This window comes from Roseateles sp. Mitsp63 (assembly GCF_059491535.1).
On sequence record NZ_CP168509.1, the window covers coordinates 6,080,026 to 6,102,792 of the forward strand.

General features: G+C 71.0%; 22 protein-coding genes. 7 read left to right on the forward strand and 15 right to left on the reverse strand.

Features of this window, described 5'->3' with window-relative positions:
* Nucleotides 1-25: 25 nt before the first annotated feature.
* Together ACEN96_RS26350 and ACEN96_RS26355 are read right to left on the reverse strand one after the other, a co-directional pair.
* Nucleotides 26-838 carry an enoyl-CoA hydratase-related protein gene (locus ACEN96_RS26350; RefSeq protein WP_495585961.1) on the reverse strand — a complete coding sequence of 271 codons (813 nt, stop codon included), beginning with the start codon at nucleotides 836-838 and terminating at the stop codon, nucleotides 26-28.
* A 66-nt stretch (nucleotides 839-904) separates the two neighbouring features.
* A complete protein-coding gene (locus ACEN96_RS26355; RefSeq protein WP_495585962.1) occupies nucleotides 905-1,795 on the reverse strand; it encodes a LysR family transcriptional regulator in 891 nt (296 codons plus the stop codon).
* A 135-nt stretch (nucleotides 1,796-1,930) separates the two neighbouring features.
* On the opposite strand from ACEN96_RS26355, the gene ACEN96_RS26360 reads away from it, so the two are divergent.
* Nucleotides 1,931-2,887, forward strand: a complete 957-nt coding sequence (locus tag ACEN96_RS26360) for a DMT family transporter (RefSeq protein ID WP_495585963.1) — start codon at nucleotides 1,931-1,933, stop codon at nucleotides 2,885-2,887.
* A gap of 19 nt (nucleotides 2,888-2,906) precedes the next feature.
* Here the strand turns inward: ACEN96_RS26360 and ACEN96_RS26365 are convergent, their stop codons facing one another.
* From ACEN96_RS26365 to def, 8 genes are all read right to left on the reverse strand, one after another.
* Nucleotides 2,907-4,100 (reverse strand): phosphoglycerate kinase, encoded by a 1,194-nt coding sequence (locus tag ACEN96_RS26365; RefSeq protein ID WP_495585964.1) that lies wholly within the window; start codon nucleotides 4,098-4,100, stop codon nucleotides 2,907-2,909.
* Nucleotides 4,101-4,217: 117 nt separating this feature from the next.
* Nucleotides 4,218-4,547 carry an AzlD domain-containing protein gene (locus ACEN96_RS26370; RefSeq protein WP_495585965.1) on the reverse strand — a complete coding sequence of 110 codons (330 nt, stop codon included), beginning with the start codon at nucleotides 4,545-4,547 and terminating at the stop codon, nucleotides 4,218-4,220.
* On the reverse strand, nucleotides 4,544-5,290 hold the full coding sequence (locus tag ACEN96_RS26375) for an AzlC family ABC transporter permease (RefSeq protein WP_495585966.1): 747 nt from the start codon (nucleotides 5,288-5,290) through the stop codon (nucleotides 4,544-4,546). The genes ACEN96_RS26370 and ACEN96_RS26375 overlap by 4 nt, the downstream gene beginning before the upstream one ends.
* A gap of 103 nt (nucleotides 5,291-5,393) precedes the next feature.
* Nucleotides 5,394-6,164: a head GIN domain-containing protein gene (locus tag ACEN96_RS26380; protein ID WP_495585967.1), complete on the reverse strand. Its 771-nt coding sequence runs from the start codon at nucleotides 6,162-6,164 to the stop codon at nucleotides 5,394-5,396.
* 120 nt (nucleotides 6,165-6,284) lie between these two features.
* Nucleotides 6,285-6,773 (reverse strand): hypothetical protein, encoded by a 489-nt coding sequence (locus ACEN96_RS26385; RefSeq protein ID WP_495585968.1) that lies wholly within the window; start codon nucleotides 6,771-6,773, stop codon nucleotides 6,285-6,287.
* 147 nt (nucleotides 6,774-6,920) lie between these two features.
* Complete coding sequence (gene htpX, locus ACEN96_RS26390; RefSeq protein ID WP_495585969.1) at nucleotides 6,921-7,766, reverse strand: zinc metalloprotease HtpX; 846 nt, start codon at nucleotides 7,764-7,766, stop codon at nucleotides 6,921-6,923.
* Between the two features lie 132 nt (nucleotides 7,767-7,898).
* Entirely contained in the window at nucleotides 7,899-8,855 is a 957-nt protein-coding gene (gene fmt / locus ACEN96_RS26395) for a methionyl-tRNA formyltransferase (RefSeq protein WP_495588690.1), read from the reverse strand.
* A gap of 11 nt (nucleotides 8,856-8,866) precedes the next feature.
* Nucleotides 8,867-9,379, reverse strand: coding sequence for a peptide deformylase (gene def / locus ACEN96_RS26400; RefSeq protein WP_495585970.1), 513 nt, complete (start codon nucleotides 9,377-9,379; stop codon nucleotides 8,867-8,869).
* A 226-nt stretch (nucleotides 9,380-9,605) separates the two neighbouring features.
* On the opposite strand from def, the gene ACEN96_RS26405 reads away from it, so the two are divergent.
* The 3 genes from ACEN96_RS26405 (at nucleotide 9,606) to ACEN96_RS26415 (ending at nucleotide 12,458) form a co-directional block, all read left to right on the forward strand.
* Entirely contained in the window at nucleotides 9,606-10,763 is a 1,158-nt protein-coding gene (locus ACEN96_RS26405) for a LysM peptidoglycan-binding domain-containing protein (RefSeq protein WP_495585971.1), read from the forward strand.
* A 42-nt stretch (nucleotides 10,764-10,805) separates the two neighbouring features.
* Nucleotides 10,806-11,918 (forward strand): DNA-processing protein DprA, encoded by a 1,113-nt coding sequence (gene dprA / locus ACEN96_RS26410; protein ID WP_495585972.1) that lies wholly within the window; start codon nucleotides 10,806-10,808, stop codon nucleotides 11,916-11,918.
* Between the two features lie 87 nt (nucleotides 11,919-12,005).
* Nucleotides 12,006-12,458 carry a Smg family protein gene (locus ACEN96_RS26415; protein ID WP_343642232.1) on the forward strand — a complete coding sequence of 151 codons (453 nt, stop codon included), beginning with the start codon at nucleotides 12,006-12,008 and terminating at the stop codon, nucleotides 12,456-12,458.
* Nucleotides 12,459-12,485: 27 nt separating this feature from the next.
* Here ACEN96_RS26415 and ACEN96_RS26420 read toward each other — a convergent pair whose 3' ends face one another.
* From ACEN96_RS26420 to yajC, 4 genes are all read right to left on the reverse strand, one after another.
* Nucleotides 12,486-14,870, reverse strand: coding sequence for a DUF1631 family protein (locus tag ACEN96_RS26420; protein ID WP_495585973.1), 2,385 nt, complete (start codon nucleotides 14,868-14,870; stop codon nucleotides 12,486-12,488).
* A 33-nt stretch (nucleotides 14,871-14,903) separates the two neighbouring features.
* Nucleotides 14,904-15,938, reverse strand: coding sequence for a protein translocase subunit SecF (secF, locus tag ACEN96_RS26425; RefSeq protein WP_495585974.1), 1,035 nt, complete (start codon nucleotides 15,936-15,938; stop codon nucleotides 14,904-14,906).
* A gap of 39 nt (nucleotides 15,939-15,977) precedes the next feature.
* A complete protein-coding gene (secD, locus tag ACEN96_RS26430) occupies nucleotides 15,978-17,873 on the reverse strand; it encodes a protein translocase subunit SecD (protein ID WP_495585975.1) in 1,896 nt (631 codons plus the stop codon).
* Between the two features lie 133 nt (nucleotides 17,874-18,006).
* Entirely contained in the window at nucleotides 18,007-18,333 is a 327-nt protein-coding gene (gene yajC / locus ACEN96_RS26435; protein ID WP_495585976.1) for a preprotein translocase subunit YajC, read from the reverse strand.
* Nucleotides 18,334-18,548: 215 nt separating this feature from the next.
* Between yajC and ACEN96_RS26440 the strand changes: the two genes are divergently transcribed.
* Nucleotides 18,549-19,214 (forward strand): GntR family transcriptional regulator, encoded by a 666-nt coding sequence (locus tag ACEN96_RS26440; RefSeq protein ID WP_495585977.1) that lies wholly within the window; start codon nucleotides 18,549-18,551, stop codon nucleotides 19,212-19,214.
* Nucleotides 19,215-19,227: 13 nt separating this feature from the next.
* On the opposite strand, the gene ACEN96_RS26445 is transcribed toward ACEN96_RS26440, so the two are convergent.
* Nucleotides 19,228-20,190, reverse strand: coding sequence for a DMT family transporter (locus ACEN96_RS26445; RefSeq protein WP_495585978.1), 963 nt, complete (start codon nucleotides 20,188-20,190; stop codon nucleotides 19,228-19,230).
* A gap of 93 nt (nucleotides 20,191-20,283) precedes the next feature.
* On the opposite strand from ACEN96_RS26445, the gene ACEN96_RS26450 reads away from it, so the two are divergent.
* On the forward strand, nucleotides 20,284-21,180 hold the full coding sequence (locus tag ACEN96_RS26450; protein ID WP_495585979.1) for a LysR family transcriptional regulator: 897 nt from the start codon (nucleotides 20,284-20,286) through the stop codon (nucleotides 21,178-21,180).
* Nucleotides 21,177-22,751, forward strand: a complete 1,575-nt coding sequence (locus ACEN96_RS26455) for an ABC transporter permease/substrate-binding protein (RefSeq protein ID WP_495585980.1) — start codon at nucleotides 21,177-21,179, stop codon at nucleotides 22,749-22,751. The genes ACEN96_RS26450 and ACEN96_RS26455 overlap by 4 nt, the downstream gene beginning before the upstream one ends.
* Nucleotides 22,752-22,767: the final 16 nt, after the last annotated feature.

Here is a 22,767-nt window from a genome sequence, read left to right on the forward strand (position 1 = left end):
ATCCGGAAAGAGAGGATGCCGCGCGTCAATCCGCGCCGCCGCCGGCCTTCGGCACCCAGGCGGCCGGCCGCTTGCCGAGGAAGGCGGCGAAGCCCTCCTTGGCCTCCGCGCCCATGCGGACGCGAGCGATGGTCTGCGCGGTCAGCTCGCGCACCTCGCCGTTGACCGGTCCGACCTCGAGCTGCGCGAACAGCGCCTTGATCTCGGCCTGCGCCTGCGGGCCGTTCATCAGCAGTTCGGCGATCCAGCGCTCGACGGCCGCGTCGAGTCCACCGGCCGCGTCGCTCTCGACGACCTCATGCAGCATGCCGATGCGCAGCGCCTCGGCGGCCGGAATGCGGCTGGCGGTGAGCGCGAGCCGCCGCGCCTCCCGCGGACCCACGGCGTTCATCACGTACGGGCCGATCACCGACGGCAGGATGCCGAAGCGGGCCTCGCTGACGGCGAACTGGGCGCCGGCGGAGGCGATGGCGATGTCGCAGGCCAGCGTCAGGCCGACGCCGCCGCCCAGCGCCACGCCATGCACCTTCGCGAGCGTCGGCTTGGGGCAGCGCGCGATCCGGTCGAGCATGCCGGCGAAGCGGCGCGCGTCCTCGACGTTCCACTCCTGCGTCGCCTCCGACGCACGCTTCATCCACTGCAGGTCCGCCCCGGCGCTGAAGGCCTTGCCGGCGCCGTCGAGCACGACGACCCGCACGGCCGGGTCGCGGCCCAGGCGTTCGAAGGCGGCATCGAGCGCCGCGATCATGGCCTCGTCGAAGGCGTTGAACACCTCCGGCCGGTTCATCGTCACGCGCGCGACGCCGCGCGCATCGGTCGCAATCAGCAGGGTGTCCACGTGGCCAGTCTCCGTTGTCGTCGGCGGAGTATCGCAGCCCGACCGGTCGGTCGAGGAATGACCCGCTCAGCCGTCTTTCCGGTCTTCCCAGACTTCCTGGATCAGCTCGCGCAGCACGGTCAGCGCGTGATCTTCCGGCCCCTCCTTCTGGAGCCAGCACAGCCAGGTCTCGTCCTGCCAGTGCGGCCAGATGCGGAGCTCGCCGGCCTCCACCGCGGCCCGCGCCTGGTCGATGCGCAGCACCGCCGCGCCGAGCCCGCTCGCGACCATGCCGCGCACGGCGGCCTCGGTCTCGGCCATCAGGCTGTGCGGCGGCTCGCGGCCGGCGCTCTGGAACAGGCGCTCGGCGGCGGGACGCAGGCCGCAGTCCGGCGGCGTGCCGATCCACGGCAACGCGAGCAGCGCGTCGCGCGACACCGGCCACTCCCGGTCCGCGAAGCGCCGCGGCACGGCCACGGCCAGCTCCATGCGCCGCAGCCGATGCACCGCCAGGCCCTCGGCATGCTCACCGTCATACAGCACGTAGGCGCAGTCGACCTCACCGCGGCGCAGCGCCTGCACGCTGTGCAGCGACAGCCGCTGCATCAGCTGCAGCCCGATGCCGGGATGGCGCTCGGCGAGCTTCACCATCACCTCGCCCAGACGCAGCGCCAGCGGGTCGGAGACGGTGCCCATGCGCAGCAGGCCGCGCACTTCGCCGCGGATCTGCGCGGCCGCCTGGCGCAGGCGCTGCGCCGCGTCGAGCGTGCGCCGCGCCTCGTCGGCGAGCCGCTCGCCCGCCGGCGTCAGCGCCATGCCGCGCGAGCTGCGCTCGAACAGCTGCACGCCGAGCTCCTCCTCGAGCGCCTTGATCTGGGCGCTCACGGCCGGCACGCTGGTGAACACCTTCTCCGCGGCGCGGGTCAGGTTCCGTTCGGCCACGACGGCCAGAAAGCTCTTCAGCTGGTACAGCTCCATGGGCCGGGATTGTGACGAGTCGCCGCGGGCGCGCGTTCGGATTCTTCAAACGCCCCTTCCAAAGATGCGCATGGACCGCGCGCGCGCCGGTGCCCAGACTGCATGCCATCGACCTCTCCGAAAGCGAAGGGCTCCATGACTCCCGCCAATCCCTATGCCGCCACCGCGGCCATGCTGTTCGCCGCCATCTCCTGGGGCAGCCTCTTCCTCGTGGGCAAGCCGGTGCTGGGCCGGCTCGATCCGATCTGGTTCACCGCCGTGCGCTACCTGCTCGCGGGCATCGGCATGGCGCTGCTGGTGGCCTGCTTCGGCCAACGGCCCTGGGCCAAGCTGCGCGCCCACTGGCGGCTGCTGACCGGCTTCGGCGTGCTGGGCTACGGCTTCTTCGGCATCCTGGTGCTGGAGGGGCTCAAGCTGTCGCTGCCATCGCACGGCGCGGTGCTGATGGCGACGATGCCGCTCACCACCCTGCTGCTGCGCTGGGTGCTCGACGGCCACCGGCCCGGCCTGGGTGTCGCCGGCGCGGCGGTGCTGGCGCTGAGCGGCGTCGTGATGGTCTCCGGCGTGCTGGGCCGGACCGATGGACCGGCGCACATGCTGCTCGGCGACGCGCTGACGCTGCTGGGAACGATCGGTTGGGTGAGCTACACCCGCGGCGCGGCGAAGGTGCCGGACCTGAGCCCGCTCGAGTACACCGGCCTGACCGCGCTCGCGGCGCTGCCGTGGCAGATCGGCTTCGCCGCAGCCGCGACCGCGGCCGGCTGGATCGCCGCGCCGGGTTGGCAGGACCTGGCGCCGGTCGCTCCGCACCTGCTCTACATCGCGGCCGTGCCGACGGTCGCCGCGGTCGTCGCCTTCAACTTCGGCGTGCGGCAGCTCGGCGCGTCACGGGGAACGCTGTTCCTGAACGGGGTGCCGGTGTCGGCGCTGCTGATGAGCGTGGCGCTCGGCCAGCATCCGGCGATGCAGGAGTGGATAGGCGCGGCGCTGGTCATCGCGGCCCTCACGCTGAGCACGCGGGCGCCCGCGCCGGCCGCGCGGCCCGTGCCTGCGCCGGTCCTGCGGGAGCGGGCGTGCTCGGCCTCGGCTTGAGGCCCGCGGCGCGGGACGATCAGCCCTGGGCGCGCTTGGCCAGGATCTCGAAGGCGGGCAGCGTCTTGCCTTCCAGCACTTCCAGGAAGGCGCCGCCGCCGGTCGAGATGTAGCCGACGTCCTTCTCGATGCCGTACTTGGCGATGGCCGCCAGCGTGTCGCCGCCGCCGGCGATCGAGAAGGCATCCGACGCCGCGATGGCGCGCGCGATGGTCTCGGTGCCATGGGCGAAGGCGTCGAATTCGAAGACGCCGACCGGGCCGTTCCACACGATCGTGCCGGCCGCCTTGAGCTGCCCGGCCAGTTGAGCGGCGGTCTGGGGGCCGATGTCCAGGATCAGGTCGTCGTCGGCGACCTCGGTCGCGGCCTTGACCGTGGCCGGCGCATCGGCGGCGAAGGTCTTGGCGGTCACCACGTCCACCGGGATCGGCACCGCGGCGCCACGCGCCTTCATCGACTCGATCACGGCCTTGGCATCGGCCAGCAGGTCCGGCTCGGCCAGCGACTTGCCGATCTTCAGGCCGGCGGCCAGCATGAAGGTGTTGGCGATGCCGCCACCGACGATCAGGCCATCGACGTTCCTGGACAGCGACTGCAGGATGGTCAGCTTGGTCGAGACCTTGGAGCCCGCGACGATCGCCACCAGCGGGCGCTTCGGATTGGCCAGCGCCTTGGTGATGGCGTCGATCTCGGCGGCCAGCAGCGGGCCGGCGCAGGCCACCTTGGCGAACTGCGCGATGCCATAGGTCGAGGCCTCCGCGCGGTGGGCGGTGCCGAAGGCGTCGTGCACGAAGATGTCGCACAGCGCGGCCATCTTCTTCGCCAGCGCCTCGCTGTTCTTCTTCTCGCCCTTGTTGACGCGGCAGTTCTCGAGCAGCACCACCTGGCCCGGCTTCACGTCGACGCCGTCGACCCAGTCCGCCACCAGCGGCACCTCGCGGCCCATCAGCTCGCCCAGGCGCCTGGCGACCGGCGCCAGCGAGTCCTCGGGCTTGAACTCGCCCTCGGTCGGGCGGCCCAGGTGCGAGGTCACCATCACCGCGGCGCCGGCCTTCAGGGCCATCTCGATCGCGGGGATGGAGGCACGCACGCGCGTGTCCTCGGTGATCTGGCCGGCGTCGTTGAGCGGCACGTTCAGGTCGGCGCGGATGAAGACACGCTGGTCGGCCACCTTGCCGGCGGCGATCAGATCGGCGAAACGCAGGACGTTCATGGGATGAGGCTTGTGGAAGTGGGAAAGCGGGCGCCGGCGCTTGTCCATCGCTGTTCATCGCTGTTCATCGAGACATGCGGCCGGCAAGTCGGGCCGCAGCTTAACAGCCGCGCGCGCTCACCAGCCCAGGCCGATGCGCAGCGCCAGCATCACCGCGGTGCCGCTGATGATCGTGCCCAGGATGCCGCGCTTCCAGAAGAAGTAGGCCGTGCCGGCCGCGGCGGCGAACAGGCGCGCGTCCTTCCAGGTGTGGATCAACTCGCCCTGCGTCATGACGATCTCCGGCACGATCACCGCGGCGAGCGCCGCCAGCGGCGCATAGCGCAGGCCGTCGCGCACCCACTCGGGCAGCGGGATCTCGCGATCCGGGATCATGAAGAAACCGCGCGTGATCACCGTGATGGCGCCCATGCCGAGGATGCCCAGCACCGCTTCCCACGCGCTCATGCGGATCTCCCGGTCGAGCCGCCGCTCACGCCGGACGGCGGCAGCCACTTCTCCATCAGCAGCCCGGCGGCGACGGCCGCCGCGATCGCGACCAGGATGTTGAGCCGCAGCGGCAGCGCGTAGGCGGCGACCGCCGCGCAGCCGGCCACCGCGCCCGAGACCCAGGTGTTGCGGTCCTTCAGCAGCGAGTAGCTCAGCCCCAGCAGCGCCAGCACGCCGGCGAAGCCCAGGCCCCAGTTCGTTGGAATGTGATCGGCCAGCAGGATGCCGGCGATCGCGGGGACCTGCCACGCGAACCAGTTGGTCGACACGCCGCCCCAGAAGTACGGGAGCTGATGCTCGGGATCGGGCCTCAGTTCCGGGAAGCGCTTGAGGAAGGCGACGTAGTTCAGATCGGCCGCGAAGTAGCCGATGAACAGGCGCTGCGCGCGCGGCAGCGGCTCGAAGTACAGGCGCCACTGGGCGCTGAAGATCACGAAGCGCAGGTTGACGCAGAAGGCGGTGGCCCACAGCACCCACAGCGGCGCGCCGCTGGCCAGCAGCGGCAGCGAGGCCAGTTGCGAGCTGCCGGCGAAGACCACCAGGCTCATCAGCAGCGACAGGCCCACGCCCAGGCCGCTCTTGACCATGGCCACGCCGGTCACCAGGCCCCAGGCCGAGATGCCCAGCGTGATGCCGAGCATGTCGCGTGCGCCGCGCTTGAATTCGGGGTGGCGCGCCAGCGCCGGGAGTCCTTCCACCATGGGCGCGATTGTCGTCGCGGCCCCGCCAAACGACGCGCCCCTCGCACGCGATCGCGTCGAGGGGCGTTCACAGTGCGCCCGGTCCCGAGGGGGACGGGGCGGCTTACTTCAGCTTGCGGACCGAGCCCGAGCCGGCATTGGACATGCTGATCTCCGGGCTGCCGACGTAACCGACGTCGCCGGAGCCGGCGATGCGGACGTCAAGCTTGCGCACCGCCTGGACGCTCACGTCGCCGCTGCCGGAGATGCTGACCTTGGCTTCATCGACGACCAGCTCGCGGGTCTTGACGTCGCCGCTGCCGGCCACGCTGACCGACAGCGCGTTGGCCTTGCCCGCGAACTGCATGTCGCCGCTGCCCGCGACGCGCAACGTCACGTGGTCGGCCTCCAGGCCCTGCACGCGCAGATCGCCGCTGCCGGCGATGCTGGCGTCGAGGTTGCCGGTCTTCATCGGCTCGACGCGGATGTCGCCGCTGCCGGCGATCGACAGGCCGCGCAGCTGGCGCATGTCGAGCGTGATGGTCGGCGAGCCCTTGGCGTTCAGGCTGTAGCCGCGCTTGGGCGAGATCTCCAGCGTGCGGCCCTTGCTGCCGTCGACGACCTTGGTCTCGATGTAGCTCAGCAGGTTGCGGTCGGTCTTCACCTCGACCTTGTCGGCCGGGCCCTGGCGGACGAAGACCTTGAAGTCTCCCGACAGCGAGACCGCGTCGAAGGCGCCGAGGTCGCGCGCCTCGCTGGCGGTGTCGCCGTTGCCCTCGACGCGCTGCGAGCTGCCGAAGGTCAGCGACCAGGCGTGGGCCGTGCCGGCGGCGGCCAGGCTCAACGCGGCGACGGTGAACAGGCGGCGGGCGGCGCGGAAGGACGTGGTGGTCATGAGCGATCTCCTATCTTTCGGATGATCGCATCTTCGTCGCGGCGCTCCGTGGCCGCGACCGGCGGATGACGAACTGCATCATCCAGGGCATCAACTGCGCGGCCGACCGACGGCCCGGCGCTAGCGCCCGCCCTTGTCGGACGGCTTGTCCGGGCCTTTGTCGGAGCCCTTCTCCGACCCCTTCTCCGAACCTTTTTCCGAACCTTTTTCCGCGCCCTTCTCGCCCACCTTGCCCTTGGCCGAGCGCGGCGACTCCTCTTCCTCCCCGGGCGCGCCCCCGGCCGGGCGGCTGGCCTGCGGATTGGCCACGAGCGGCCGCGTGCCCTCGAGCTTGTTCTCGCGCATGTACTCGTCCATCTCGCGCCAGCCGTCGTAGACCGCCGCCTTCTGCGCCTTCGGATTGAGGGCGTAGCAGTCCTCGATGGCGCGCAGCGCGTTGCGGCACGCGCCGCCGATGGCCTTGCCCTCGGCCACCTTGGCGGCGGCCACCTTGGCCGGATCCTCGATGCCGAGCTGGTCGCAGCCGGCCAGCAGCGCGCCGGCGCCGAGCAGCGCCGCCGTCAGCGCGGGGCGCGCGATCGCGGTGAGGGAGCGGGGGGAAGCCTTCATGCTGTCCTTTATCGGCCGCCGGAGGCGATCGCTTGAAGAATGCTCGAACGGACGATTGTGCCGCCGCCAGGCCCGGCGCCCATCGCCGGCGATCCAATGAAAAACACCGCCCGAAGGCGGTGTTTCGCGGTTCCGGCGCGCCGCGGCTCAGCGGCGGGCCATCGCCATCAGGCGCTCGATGCGCTCCTCGGTCGACGGGTGGGTGCTGAACAGGCCGCGCAGGCCGCCGCCGGACAGCGGGTTCATGATCATCATCTGGGCCGTCTCCGGGTGGCGCTCGGCCGTCTCGAGCGGGATGCCCTGGGCGTAGCGGTGGATCTTGTCCAGCGCCGTGGCCAGCGCCTGCGGGTCGCCGGAGATCTCGGCGCCGCCGCGATCGGCTTCGAACTCGCGCGCGCGGCTGATCGCCATCTGGATCAGCGAGGCCGCGATCGGCGCCAGGATCGCCACCAGCAGGCCGACGATCGGATTGGCCGGGCGGCCTTCGCTGTCGCGCGGGCTGAAGAACATCGCGAAGTTGGCCAGCATCGAGATCGCGCCGGCCATCGTCGCGCTGACGGTGGAGATCAGGATGTCGCGGTGCTTCACGTGGGCCAGCTCGTGCGCCATCACGCCGCGCAGCTCGCGCTCGGACAGCACGCGCACGATGCCGGTGGTCGCGGCGACCGCGGCGTTCTGCGGATTGCGGCCGGTGGCGAACGCGTTGGGCGCGTCCTCCTGGATCAGGTAGACCTTGGGCATCGGCAGCTGGGCGCGCTCGGCCAGCTCCTTGACCAGGTTGTAGAACTGCGGCGCGCTTTGGGCGTCGACCTGCTGGGCGTTGTACATCTTCAGCACCAGCTTGTCGGAGAACCAGTAGCTGAAGAAATTCATGCCCACCGCGACCACCAGCGCGATCAGCATGCCGGTCTGGCCGCCCAGCACGGAGCCGATCGCCATGAACAGCGCGGTGATGGCGGCCATCAGGATGGCGGTCTTCATCAGGTTGAACATGCAATCACCTCCTGGGAAAAGGCGGCCGGAGCCGCGAACGGACACAGTCCTGAACGGTACACCGTCCAGCTTGTCCCACCTGACGGCGAGGCCGGCGGATTCAAGCCGGTTTCGCCGCCGGTTCAGTCAGGGTTAAGCGAAGCGGGCGCCCGGCGCCACCGGCCGCGCCTGCAGGAAGGCGGCGGCGGGGAGCCGCTTGCCGCCGGCGCGTTGCAGTTCGGTCAGCCGCACGCTGCCGGCGCCGCACGCGACGACCGGACCGTGCGGCGAGACCGCCAGCACCGCGCCCGGTTCGCCCAGCGTTCCGGCGGCCTCGACGACCTCGGCCCGCCAGACCTTGACGGCCTCGCCGTCCAGCTGGGCGACGCCACCCGGGAACGGATCGAAGGCGCGCAGCCGGCGCGCGATCTGCGCGGCCTCGTCGGTCCAGCGGATCTGGCTCTCCGCCTTCTCGATCTTGTGGGCGTAGGTGACGCCCGCTTCCGGCTGCTTCACCGGATGCAAGCCGCCGCAGGCGGCGAGCTCCAGCGCCTGGACGATCATCCGGCCGCCGAGCGCCGCCAGCTTGTCGTGCAGCGACGCGGTCGTGTCCGCCGCCTCGATCGGCAGGCGCTCGATCAACAGCATGTCTCCGGTGTCCAGGCCCTCGTCCATCTGCATGATGGTGATGCCGGTCTCGGCGTCGCCGGCCTCGATCGCGCGATGGATCGGCGCCGCGCCGCGCCAGCGCGGCAGGATCGAGCCGTGGATGTTCAGGCAGCCCAGGCGCGGCAGCGCCAGCACCCATTGCGGCAGGATCAGCCCGTAGGCGGCGACCACCAGCACGTCGGGACGCGCGTCGAGCAGCGCCTGGCGGCCGGCCTCGGCCTCGTCGGGGAACTTGCCGTCCAGGCGCAGGCTGCGCGGCTGCGCGACGGCGATGCCGCGGCTGGCCGCCAGCTGCTTCACCGGCGACGCCTGCAGCTTCATCCCGCGTCCGGCGGGCCGGTCGGGCTGGCTCAGCACCAGCGGCACCTCCAAACGCGCGTCCAGCAGCGCCTGCAGCGCGACGGCGGCGAACTCGGGGGTGCCGGCGAAGGCGACTCGCAGCGGCGCGGCCATCAGCGCTTCGCGTCCTCGCGGGCCTTCTTCACGAGCTTGGTCTTGATGCGCTCGCGCTTGAGGGGGCTGAGGTACTCGACGAACACCTTGCCGGCGAGGTGGTCCATCTCATGCTGCACACACACGGCCAGCAGGCCCTCGGCGTCGAACTGGAAGGTGTGGCCGTCGCGGTCCAGCGCCTGCACGGTGACCTTCTTGTGGCGCATCACCTTGTCGTAGATGGTGGGCACGGAGAGGCAGCCCTCCTCGCCTTCGATCATCTCGTCGCTGCGGGCGACCAGCTCCGGGTTGATCAGCACCAGCGGCTGGTCGCGCTCCTCGGACACGTCCATCACCAGCAGCCGCTCGTGCACGTCCACCTGCGTCGCGGCCAGGCCGACGCCCTCGGCGTCGTACATCGTCTCCAGCATGTCGTCGGCGAGCGCGCGGATGCGGTCATCGACGGCGGCGATGGGCTTGGCCACCGTGTGCAGGCGCGGATCGGGGTATCGAAGAATGGAGAGTTTCGCCATGGTGAGGACGCGAGACGGCGTGTTTCGCTGTGGACAGCGCACAACGCCTGTTTGTAAGGGCTTGCAAGGGACGGCGGGCACCTTCATTGCGGGTGCCCCTGAACCGGGGCAGAATCGCCGCCAGCGAAGCGGCCGATTTTCGCCGATTTGGCGGTCGATCCGGCCCTCGTCACAAAAGCGCCATTGGCCGCGAGGGGCCTTCGATCACGGCGCAGGAGAACAAGTAATGACGCAAAGGCGGCCGCTGGGCTTGACGATGATTTCTGCAGCCCTGTTGGCGGGCACCTTTGCCGCCATGCCGGCCCTGGCGGCGGGCAACTACCCCATCACCCCCGACCAGCGCCAGACGGCGCAGCAGGTCGCGCAGGCGGGCGTGCCGCTGTCGGAGCTGGCGCCCAACGCCCCCGACACCTACACCGTCAAGGCGGGCGACACGCTGTGGGCGATCTCGGGCCTGTTCCTGAAGAGCCCGTGGCGCTGGCCCGAGCTCTGGGGCATGAACACCGACCAGATCCGCAATCCCCACCTGATCTATCCCGGTCAGGTGCTGATGCTGATCAAGGCCGATGGCCGCGCACGGCTGCAGGTCGGCCGCGACCTCGGCGGCACGCCGGGCGGCACCGTGAAGCTGTCGCCGCGCGTGCGCGCCGAATCGCTGTACGACGGCTCCATCGCCGCGATCCCGCAGCACCTGATCGAGCCCTTCCTCAACGAGGCGGTGGTGCTCAACGGCAACGAACTGGCGACGGCGCCGCGCGTCGTCTCGGCGCAGGAAAACCGCGTCTGGATGTCCAAGGGCGACCTGGCCTATGCGCGCGGCACGATGGCGCCGGAGCAGGTGGGATATCGCGTGTTCCGCGAGCCCAAGCCGCTGCGCGATCCGCTCACCAAGGAAGTCCTGGGCTACGAGGCCGTCTACGTCGGCACCGCCGACCTGACCCGCGCCGGCAGCGGCGCCGGCACGAAGGACGAAGTGCCCGCCACGCTGACGATCACCCAGGTGCGCCAGGAAGTGCAGGCCGGCGACCGGCTCGCGCCGGTGCCGCCGCGCGGCTACACGAGCTACGTGCCGCACGCGCCGGCTGGCGCGCTCGATGGCCGCATCGTCTCGATCTACGGCGACGCGATCAACGCCGGCCCGAACCAGATCGTGGCCCTGAACAAGGGCCAGCGCGACGGCCTGGAGCGCGGCCATGTGCTGGCGCTGTGGCACGCCGGCCGCATCGTCCGCGACCCGACGACGCCCCGCCGCGAGGAAGTGCGCCTGCCCGATGAGCGCCAAGGCCAGCTGTTCGTGTTCCAGGTCTTCGACCGGGTCTCGTACGCGCTGATCCTGTCGTCGCAAGGCGCGGTCGTCCCGGGCGACCGCTTCACCCAGCCGTAAGCGCCGGGGCTCGCCGGCCAGGTCGCAGTCAGGACCGCACCGATGAGCCCTGACGACCTGCGCGGCTGGCTCCATCTGCTGTCCTGCGCCTCACGTGGCGCCGCGCGCCGCCTGCTGGCGCGCCACGGTTCCCCTGACGCCGCATTGAAGGCGGGACGCTCCGGCTGGAGCCGACTGCTGAGCGCCGACGAGGCCGACCGCCTGGCGGCCCAGCCTGCCGACCTGACCCAGCGCGTCCGCCGCACCGAAGCCTGGCTGGCGGGCGGGGACCGCCGCTCGCTCCTGGTCATCGGCGACGCCGACTACCCCACCCCGCTGCTGCATACGGCCGATCCGCCGTTGATGCTCCATCTCGACGGCCGCCGGGAACTGCTCAACACCCGCTGTGTCGCGGTGGTCGGCAGTCGGCGGCCCAGCCCGCAGGGCGACGAGAACGCGCGCCACTTCGCCGCCGGGCTGGGCCAGGCGGGCTTCTGCGTCGTGTCCGGACTGGCGATGGGCATCGACGGCGCGGCACACGAGGCGGCCTTGCACACGCCGGGCGGCACCATCGCCGTGCTGGGGACCGGACCGGACAAGGTCTTCCCGCTCGAGCACGCCGACCTTTCCCGCCACGTGGCGCGCCGCGGCCTGCTGGTCACCGAGTACTTCGTCGGCACGCCGCCGATGGCGCCGAACTTCCCCCAGCGCAACCGCATCATCGCGGGACTGTCCGAAGGCTGCCTGGTGGTGGAGGCGGCGATGAAGTCGGGCTCGCTGATCACGGCCCGGCAGGCCTCCGAGGCCGGACGCGAGGTCTTCGCGGTGCCCGGTCCGATCCATGCCCCGCAGTCCAAGGGCTGCCACCACCTGCTCAAGCAGGGCGCCTGCCTGGTCCAGGAACTGGATGACCTGCTCGCGGAGCTTCCCGCTGGCGGCCTGCCGCGCAGCGAGCCGCTGGCGTTCGCGCCCGAGCCCCCCGCCGAGCCGGAATCGCCCGCCGACGATCACCCGCTGCTGCGCGCCATCGGCGCGGACACCGTCTCGCTGGAACAGCTCTCCCAGCGCAGCGGCTGGCCGCAGGACGAGCTCAATGCGACCTTGCTGGACCTCGAACTGGAGGGCCGCATCGCGCGGCTGCCGGGCGCCCTTTTCCAGCGTCGCCGCAGGGCCTGACGACGAGCATCCATCGGGGAATTTCCGCCCCGCGGGCGGTTCATTTCGGCGGGAAGGGCTTTCTACCCGTGGGGTATAGTCCCCGCCATGTTTGACGTCCTCGTCTATCTGTACGAAACCTACTGGCGCCCCGACGCCTGCCCGGATCACGCGCAACTGACCCGGAAATTGTCGGCAGTGGGTTTCGAGGACGACGAAATCCGCGACGCGCTGTCCTGGCTGGATGGCCTGGCCGCCTCGGCCCAGTCGCATCACGGCGAGCCGGGCGACCGCAGCCTGCGCATCTACACCCGCGAGGAACAGGATCATCTGGGCGAAGGCTCGATGGGCTTCATCAGCTTCCTGGCCTCGGCCGGCGTGCTGCCGACCGCGATGCGCGAGATGGTGATCGACCGCGCGATGGCCATCCCCGGCGGCCCGCTCGACCTCGAGGACCTGAAGATCATCGTGCTGATGGTGTTCTGGAGCCTGGGGGAGGAGCCAGACGCGCTCATCCTCGACGAGCTGTTCGTCGCCCCGGAAGAGCGCCTGATCCACTGACGCCGCCGCGCGCGACGCCGCGCCGCCTCAGGCCAGCAATCGGCTCGGATCGACCTCGAGCTTGGCGAGCGCATTGCGCGTCGCCTTCACGGTGAGCGACTCATCCTGCGCCGGCAGCATCAGGCCCGCCTGCAGGAAGGCGGCCAGCCGGCTCAGCTGGAACAGCACGCCACGCCCTTGCGGCGAGACGAACAGGATCAGGTGGTGCCGCAGCCCGCGCCACACCAGCTGGACCGGTTCCACGCGGCCGCGGTAATCGAGCATGTACCAGCTGCCGACCTGCAGCTCACGCGCCCAGGCCACCATCGCCGGCGACGGCGCGGCACCGCCTTCGGCCACCACTTCCAGGCCTTCGCACTCGTGCGTGGACAGGTCGCGCACCAGCGTCTCGTTGATCTCGCCGGCCTCGGGCGACGGGAGCATCGCTTCCAGCGTCTCCAGCTGACTCATCAGGTCGTCCAGCCGCTCGCGCGGAATCGCCGCGGTCTTGGCGGTGAATGCCGCGGCCAGCGCGTTGTTCAGCGATCGGATGTGTTCATCCTGCCGCTGATGGCTCATGCCGGCGTGGCCCATGCCGTCGCGCAGCGTCTTCAGCAGCGGCGGCAGGCGGCGGATCACCTCGGCGCGGTCCTCGCGCGATACCTTGGCGCTGGCCGACCAGATCAGGTCGGCCGCGGCGCGCTTCATCGCCTTGGTCTGCTCGGCCTGCGGCCCGTAGCGCACGCCGGTCACCGCCAGCACGTCGGCCCAGACCTGGAACAGGAAGTCGCGCACGCCGTCCTGCACCGGCACCTCGGACAGCATCTTGCGCAGCTCGATCGTGTACTGGATCGCCAACGTCTCGCGCTGCTCGACCTGCTGCGCCAGCGACACGCCCTTCTTGGAGACCTCGTTCTCCTGCTCGAAGTAGTGGTCGAGGAATTTCTCGAACTCGGTCAGCACCGTCTGGAAGACGCGCCGGCCGGTGTCCGGATAGGCCTCGACGACCTGCACGACGCGCTTGATCTCGCGCTCGAGCGCGTCGCCGATCTCGGCGGTCGAGGTGCTGAATCCCATCACGCAGGAGCCCATGCGGTCGATCAGGCGGCGCGCGGGGTGGTCGTCGGTGGCAAAGAAGTCGGGCTCGCCGACGGCGACCCGCAGCACCGGCATCTGCAGCCGCGCGAACCACACCCGGATCGCCGGCGGGATGCGCTCCTCCTGCAGGATGGCCTGGAACAGCAGCGCGACCAGCTCGATCGTGGCGCGCTCGGCCGGCGTGTCGGCGGCGGACTTCAGCACCTGCTTCAGCGCCTGGTTGCGCTGGCGGATCTCATCCAGCGCCTGCGGCGCGGTCAGTTGCTGATCAACGGTCGCGACCCGGTCCGCGCGCCGCTGCACGGCCTCCTGGGCGTGGTTGATGGCGGCGCTCAGGCGCGGGGAGCCGGCACGGGTCGACGGTCCCGCCGACGGGGCGGCCGGCAGGCCGCTGCGCGTCGCCGGTCCCGGCGGGGGCATCCCCTGCGGCATCCCATGCGACATGCCCGGCGCGCGGGCCGGCGATGACGCCTGGGGCTGCGCGAGTTCCGGCACATGGCGCGCCAGCACGCGTTGCAACTGCGCCATCACCTGCTGGGCGGACTGGCTGGCCGGCGTGCCCGCGACGGCGGCACCGGCGGCCGGGGCGCCGAGCGGCCCCGTCGACGACGGCGCGACGCCGCTGTGCGCCTGGGCGGGCGCCGGCCCCAGCGGCACCGCCTGCGTCATGCCGCTCGCGGGCGCATTGCGCCGGATGAAGGGCCGCAGGTCGACCTCGGGCATCACGCCCTGCTGGATCAGCCAGTGGTTGGCCTCGTGATAGGCCTCGTTCAGGAGCTGCGAGAACTCATGGTGCAGCCAGCGCTGCAGCATCTGCCACACCGAGCTGCTCAGCCCGGCCTCGAACCAGGCATCGAGCACCAGCCGCGCCAGCACCTGCGCGCGCAGCAGGTCCTGCTGCGCCAGATCCTCGACGCGCTCCAGCGCCTGCATCCGGTTGCGCAGGTCGCTGAACTCCCAGCTCGCCTTGTCCATCATCGCCAGCGCGAGGCGCGAGGCGATGATCTCGCGCTCGATCGTGTCGTCGCTGACCAGGGACAGATTCTGCGGACGCGAGGACAGCGACGCCGATCGCGAATCGCCCGCGCCGTGGTGGTACGCATGCCGCAAGGACTTGCCCAGCCGCGCGTGCCAGGGCGTCGCGGCGCGCTGCCAGGCCTCGAACGCATCGCGCCGGGCCATCTGCAGCGAGTGCTCGGCCGGCTGCGCGAGCTGGTCCTGCACCGCGGTGGTCAGCACCGCCACCATGGCGGGCAGGCCCCGCAGCAGCACCTCCGTGTGGACGCGCCGCGCTTGCGAAGCCAGGGCCTGGGATCTTGCGTCGGCGGCGGTCATCGAGCGTGAGGTTGAGGAGTGCGGACGACTCTACTACACGACCGCGCCGGCGTTGGGATCGTCCGGGTCACCCTGCTTGGCGGGACCGGCCTTGACCAGGTCCTCGCGCTTGACGCCCAGCCACATCGCGATCGCCGCGGCCACGAAGACCGACGAGTAGATGCCGAACAGGATGCCGATCGTCAGCGCCACCGCGAAGTAGTGCAGCGTCGGACCGCCGAACAGCAGCATCGACAGCACCATCATCTGCGTCGAGCCGTGCGTGATGATGGTGCGGCTGATCGTGGACGTGATCGCGTGGTCGATGATCTCGTGGGTGTTCAGCTTGCGGTACTTGCGGAAGGCCTCGCGGATCCGGTCGAAGATGACCACCGACTCGTTCACCGAGTAGCCCAGGACCGCCAGGATCGCCGCCAGCACCGCCAGCGAGAACTCCCACTGGAAGTAGGCGAAGAAGCCCAGGATGATCACCACGTCGTGCAGGTTGGCGATGATGCCGGCCACGGCGAACTTCCACTCGAAGCGGAAGGCCAGGTACAGCATGATGCCGATCACGGTGAAGCCCAGCGCCATCGCGGCGTCGTGCGCCAGCTCGGCGCCGACCGACGGGCCGACGACCTCGCTGCGGGTCATCTTCAGCGGCTCCGCGCCGCCGACCGCGCAGGCCTGACGCTCGACCGACTCGCCCTGCGGCGTGACCTCCCTGTGCGCGACGACCTGGCCCTGGTCGGCCTTGCAGAGCTCGGCGAAGACGTGGTCGGCCACCTGGTCCTGCTTGACGCCCGGCTTGATCGGCAGCCGGATCATGACGTCGCGCGAGGTGCCGAAGTTGGTCACCTGGATCTCGCCGAAGCCCATCTGCTCGACGATGTGGCGCGTGCGGTTGATGTCGGCCGCCTGGGCGTACTGCACCTCGACCACCGTGCCGCCGGTGAACTCGATCGAGAAATGCAGGCCCTTGGTGACCAGGAAGAACACCGCGGCGATGAAGGTGAGGAAGGACACGGCGTTGAGGATCAACGCGTGCTTCATGAACGGGATGTCCCGTTTGATTCGGAAGAATTCCATGGCGTTGTGCGCTCGCTTCTCTTCGGGGGGCCGCAGCCCTTATTGGGCCTCGGCGGCCGTGTCGTCGGCGGCCGCGGCCGCGCCGGGCTTCCAGACGGTGCCGATGGAAACGGCCTTCAGGCGCTTGCGCCGGCCGTACCAGAGGTTGACCAGCCCGCGCGAGAACATCACCGACGAGATCATCGAGGTCACGATGCCCAGGCAGTGCACGACCGCGAAGCCCTTGATCGGGCCCGAGCCGAAGGCCAGCAGCGCCAGGCCCGCGATCAGCGTGGTCACGTTGGAGTCCAGGATGGTCGCCCAGGCGCGCTCGTAGCCGGCGTGGATCGCCTGCTGCGGCGCCAGGCCCGCGCGCAGTTCCTCGCGCACGCGCTCGTTGATCAGCACGTTGGCGTCGATGGCCATGCCCAGCACCAGCGCGATGGCCGCGATGCCGGGCAGGCTCAGCGTGGCCTGCAGCATCGACAGCACCGCCAGCAGCAGCAGCAGGTTGAAGCCCAGCGCCACCGCCGAGAACACGCCGAACATCATGTAGTACAGGCACATGAAGATCGCCACGGCGACGAAGCCCCAGGTGACCGACGCGATGCCCTTGTCGATGTTGTCCTTGCCCAGCGACGGGCCGATGGTGCGTTCCTCGATGATCTCCATCGGCGCGGCCAGCGAGCCGGCGCGCAGCAGCAGCGCGGTGTCGCTGGCTTCCTGCGCGGACATCGAGCCGCCGGTGATCGAGAAGCTGTTGCCCAGCTCGCCGCGGATGACCGGCGCGGTCACGACCTGGCCCTTGCCCTTCTCGAACAGGATGATGGCCATGCGCTTGCCGATGCTCTCGCGCGACACGTCCTTCATGATGCGGGCGCCCTTGGCGTCCACCTTCAGGTTCACCGACGGGTTGTGGTCCTGGTCGAAGCCGGGCTGGGCGTCGTTCAGGTTGTCGCCGGTCAGCACGACCTGGCGCTTGACGATGATCGGGGCGCCGCCCTTCTCGGTGAAGCGCTCGGTGCCGAAGGGCACCGGGCCGGTGCCGCTCAGCGCGGCCGTGGCCTCGGCGCTGTCGTCCACCATGCGCAGCTCCAGCGTCGCGGTGCGGCCGATGATGTCCTTGGCCTTGGCGGTGTCCTGCACGCCGGGCAGCTGCACGACCACGCGGTCGCGGCCCTGCTGCAGGATCACCGGCTCGGCCACGCCCAGCTCGTTGACGCGGTTGTGCAGCGTGGTGATGTTCTGCTTGATCGCGGCGTCCTGCACCGCGACGACCGCCTTGGGCGTCAGCGAGCCGGTCAGGCGCAGCTCGGTGCCGGCGCCGGACGGCACCCACGCGAAATCGGGCACCTGGTCGTGCAGCAGGTTCTGCGCCTGCGTGCGGGTGGCCTCGTCGCGGAAGTTGATCGCCACGTCATTGCCTTCGCGGCTGATGCCGGCGTGGCGGATGTTCTTGTCGCGCAGCATGGTGCGGACGTCGGCGGCCATCGATTCGGCCTTCTTCGTCAGCGCGGCCTTCATGTCGACCTGCATCAGGAAGTGCACGCCGCCGCGCAGGTCCAGGCCCAGGTACATCGGGAACGCGTGCAGCGCGGTCAGCCACTGCGGGCTGCGCGACACCAGGTTCAGCGCCACGATGTAGGTCGGGTCGGAGGTCTCGTCGCCGTTGAGCGCCTTGGCGATCGCGTCCTTGGCCTTGATCTGGGCGTCGGTGTCGTGGAAGCGGGCGCGGATCGAGCCGACCTCCAGGTGCACGAAATCGGGCGTCACGCCGGCCTGGGCGATGGCCTGCTCGACGCGCTGGCGGACGGCGTCGTCGACCCTGACGGTGACCTTGGCGCTGGACACCTGCACCGCCGGCGCTTCGCCGAACAGGTTGGGCAGCGTGTAGATCAGGCCGACGAGCAGCGCCACGAGCAGCAGCGCGTACTTCCACAGCGGATAACGGTTCATGAGGAGATCCTCTGCAAACCAGGCGCCTTGGGCGGCGCCTCTGAAAACCGACCCGGCCGGTGCTGTGCACGGGCCGGGTCGTCAGGGAGCGTGGCGCGCGTTGCCGCGCGGCGCGCTCCGGGGTGGGGGCGGGTTACTTGGAGACCGTGCCCTTGGGCAGGACCTGCACGACGGCGGCGCGCTGGACCTGGATCTCGACGCCGGAGGCGATCTCGACGGTCAGGTACTGCTCGCCGATCTTGCTGACCTTGCCGAGCATGCCGCCGGAGGTGATGACCTCGTCGCCCTTGGCCAGGGCCTCGACCATCGCCTTGTGCTCCTTCTGCCGCTTCATCTGGGGGCGGATCATCACGAAATACATGACGACGAACAGGCCCACGATGGGCAACATCTGCACGAAGCCGCCCATCGGGTCGGCCGCGGCCCCGGCGGTCTGGGCAAAAGCGTTGGAAATAAACACGTCGATATCCCTCAGGAAAGGCGTTGGCGCGGGCTCGGAGGCCCGGGCGCCGCGCGGACCAGGCCCGCGCGTACGAAAGAGCCGGTGATTGTATGCGGCCCGCCCAGCCGGCCTGGCGCCCGCCGGACGCGGATTTAACTGGGGTTGACCTGCGCAAACTCAATCCCATGCCGTCCGCGGATGCCCGCGTGGCGGACCTGCGATGATCCGCGCCCATGACTTCAGACACCCTCGACCTGCAGGACGCGGACAAGCGCCGCCAGGCGGACCAGGCCTATGACGCGATCGAGTCGCTGATCGCGACGCTGCAGCTGCGTCCCGGCGCGCCAGTGGTGGAGTCGGACCTGATCGCCCGGATCGGGCTGGGCCGCACGCCCACGCGCGAGGCGCTGATGCGGCTGGTGGCCAGCGGCCTGATCGCGCAGCAGCCGCGGCGCGGCCTGCTGGTCAGCGACATCCCGCTGGCCGAGCACCTGGACCTGCTGGAGGCGCGCCGGCCGCTGGAGCGGCTGATCGCCTGCTGTTCGGCGCGGCGCGCGTCGCCGGCGCAGCGCAGCGCGTTGCTGGCCTGCGCGGCGCGGATGGCCGAGGCGGCCGAGCGCCAGGACCTGGACGCCTACATGCGGGTGGACCAGCAGCTCGACCGCGTCAACCACGCGGCCTGCCGCAACCGCTACGCGGTGGCGGCGGTGCTGCCGATGATCATCCAGTGCCGGCGCTTCTGGTACGCCTACCGGCACCTGGGCGACGTCGCCACCGGCGCGCGCGCGCATCAGCGTCTGGCGGAGGCGATCGCGGGCGGGGACGGCGAGGCCGCCGCGCAGGCGTCGGACGTGCTGATGGACCACCTGCGCGCCTTCACGCACCAGGTGATCGCGTGAGTCTCCCGGCCGCTCAGGCCCGCCGCCGCAGCGTCCACAGCGAGGCCGCGATCAAGGCGACGCCGGCCATCTGGACCAGGCTGAGCGCTCGCCCGTAGACGAGCCAGTCGACCAGCACCGCGGTGCCGGGATAGACGAACTGCAGCACGGCGATGCGGCCGGTCCCGAGCCTGGCCATGCCGGCATAGAGCACGACGTACGCGAGCCCCGTGTGAAGCACGCCGAGTCCCGCCAGCCAGCCCCAGGCCGCGCCAGGCGCCGGCAGGCCATGCATCAATGGCCAGGGCAGGAGCACGAGCGCGCCCACCACGCACTGCCCCGCCGAGAGCGCGAACGAGCCGGCGCGGTCCGCCTCGACCTTGGCGATGAAGCTGGCGGCGGCGTAGCTCAGCGAGCCGATCAGGCACATCAGCACGCCGCTCGCGTAGCCGGGCAGCCGCAGGGCGGAGTCCGCCGCGGCGACTTCGCCGACCAGGGCGTCCGCGATGCCAGTGGCCAGCACAAGCCCCCCGAGCGCGATCGCGGCGGCCAGCCACTGCGCGCGGCTCACGCGCTCACGCAGCAGCCAGGCGCCCATCGCCATCAGCCAGAACGGCTGCACATGGAACACCACCGTCGCCACGGCGATCGAGCAGCGAGGAATCGCGGCGAAGAAAAGCTCCCAGTTCAGCACCGTCAGGACGCCGACGGCGACGACCGCCAGGAGCGCCCGGCCACGCAGCCGGACCAGCTCGCCGAGCCGGCCGCGCACGGCGCCCCAGGCCAGCAGCGCCGCCAGGCCGAACACGCAGCGGCACCAGACGGTCGTGGCCGGATCCTGGCCCGCCTCCTCGACGAAGACACCGATCGTGCCCAGCAGCATCCCGCCCGCCGCCATCAGGGCCTGCCCCTGCCGTTGATGCCGCTGCTGAAGGGAGGCGCCGGCATCGGCCGGCAGCGCCGGGGAAATCGAGGCGGAAGGATGCAGCGAGGTCATGCGGCGAGTCTGCGCGGTCGCTCGCGTCCAGCAAAGCGAATCCTCATCACGCTTAGCATCAGGGAATCGAATGCCTGCACCGGCGGAGGACCCATGCCATCGACCGATCTCCAACTGGACTGGCTGCGCGCCTTCGTCGCATCGGTGGACGCCGGTTCGCTGACCGCCGCGGCGCAGGTCGTGCACCGCTCGCAATCCGCGCTGAGCATGCAGATCGCCAAGCTCGAGCAGGCGGTCGGCCAGCCGGTGCTGGTGCGCACGCCGCGGCGCATGGACCTGACGCCGGCCGGCCGCGAACTGCTCGGCCATGCGCGCCGCCTGATCGCGCAGCATGACGAGGCGGTGCAGGCGTTGCGGCGCGAGACGCTGCATGGCCGCCTCACCGTCGGCGTGCCCGAGGACTATGCGGTGCCCTATCTGACGCCGGTGCTGCGCGATTTCGCGGGCCGGCACACCGCGGTCGAACTGACGCTGGTCTGCCAGCAGTCGACGGAGCTGATCCCGCGGGTGTCGCGCGGCGAGGTGGACATCGCGGTCGTCACGCGCGATCGCGCGGGGCGCGGGCAGGCGCTCTTCGATGAACCGCTCGCCTGGTTCGGCGCGCCGCGCTTCGAGGCCTGGCGGCAGACGCCGCTGCCGGTGGCCGTCTACGAATCGGGCAGCCTGGCGCGCAAGGCGGCGCTCTCGGCACTCACCGCGCTGCGCCGCCCGTATCGCATCGTGTGCGACAGCGCCAGTCCGGCCGGGATGCTCGCGGCCGTCGAGAGCGGCCTGGCCATCGCGCTGTTCACGCGCTGCAGCGTGCCCGAGGGCGTCGAGCTGCTCGACGAACGGCACGGCATGCCGCCGCCCAGTTCGCTGCCGTTGATGTCGGTGGTGCTGATGCGGAGCAAGGCCTCGGCGGGCTCGCCGGCGGCGGACGCGTTCGCGGCCCAGGTCCTGCGCACGCTGGCGCGCGGCCGGACCGGCTCGACTATGCTGCGCCGATGACGACGCCCCGCTGGCTGCGCCCGATCCTTCTGCTGCTGGCCTGCGCCGCGGCCCTCGTCATCGCGCCGCCGGCGCGGGCCGGCGAGCCGCTGCGCATCGGCTCCAAGCGCTTCACCGAGAGCTACATCCTCGCCGAGGTCCTGGCCCGGACGGTGCGCGCCGACGACCCGTCGGCCGCCGTCGAGCTGCGGCAGGGCCTGGGCAACACCGCCATCGTGCATGCCGCGCTCAAGGCCGGCAGCATCGACGTCTATCCCGAATACCTCGGCACCATCGAGCGCGAGATCCTCGGCCACGCCACGACCGGCGCGCCGCTCGCGCAGCTGCAGTCGGAGCTCAGACCGCTGGGGCTGGCGATCGGCGTGCCGCTCGGCTTCAACAACGGCTACGCGCTGGCGATGCGGTCGGCGCAGGCGCGTGAACTCGGCATCGCGTCGCTGTCGCAGCTCAAGGCACAGCCGTCGCTCCGGTTCGGGCTCAGCAACGAGTTCCTCGGCCGCGCCGACGGATGGCCGGGCCTGTCCAGGCGCTACGGGTTGCCGCAGTCGCCGACGGGCCTCGATCACGGCCTCGCGTACCGCGCGCTCGCCGACAAGCAGATCGACCTCACCGACGTCTACACGACCGACGCGCAGATCGCGGCACTCGACCTGAAGGTGCTGGCCGACGATGCGCGCTTCTTCCCGCGTTATGACGCGGTGCTGCTCTATCGGATCGACCTGCCGCAACGTCATCCGCGCGCGTGGGCCGCGCTCCAGGCGCTCGAGGGCCGCATCGACGAGGCCGCGATGATCGCGATGAACGCGCGCGCGGAAATGGACAAGCAGCCCTTCGACGTCATCGCGCGCGACTTCCTCGCCGGCTCGCGAGCAGGCGGCGTCGCGGCGGCTGCCCCATCGGCGTCGTCCGCGCCGTCTGTGCCGTCCGCTGCGCCTGCCGGGTCCGGTCTCTGGGCTCGCCTGGCGGGTCCGGACCTTGGCCGCCTCACGCTGCAGCACCTGACGCTGGTGCTGGGCTCCGTCGCGCTGGCGGCGCTGGCCGGCGTGCCGCTCGCCGTCGCGCTGCATCCGTGGCCGCGCTGGCGGGGATCGCTGCTCGCCGTCTGCGCGCTGCTTCAGACGGTGCCGTCGCTGGCGATGCTGGCCTTGCTGATCTGGGCGCTCAACCGCATCGGGCCGGTGCCCGCGCTGGTCGCGCTGACGCTCTACGCGCTGCTGCCGGTGCTGCGCAACTGCACTGTCGGACTCAGCGAGGTCCCGGAAGGATTGATCACCGCGGCCCGCGCGCTCGGCCTGACGCGGGGCCAGGTGTTGCGCGAGGTGCAGCTGCCGCTGGCCCTGCCGGTGATGCTCGCGGGGCTGCGCACGGCGACCAGCCTGTCGGTCGGCACCGCCACGATGGCCGCGTTCATCGGGGCGGGCGGCTACGGGGAGCGCATCGTCACCGGGCTCGCGCTCAATGACCAGACGCTGCTGCTCGCGGGCGCCCTGCCCGCGGCGGCCTTGGCGCTGCTGCTGGAAGGGGCCTTCGGCGCGCTGGCCTGGGGGCTGGCACGGCGACGCGGCGGCTGAAGACGCGCCGCCCGGC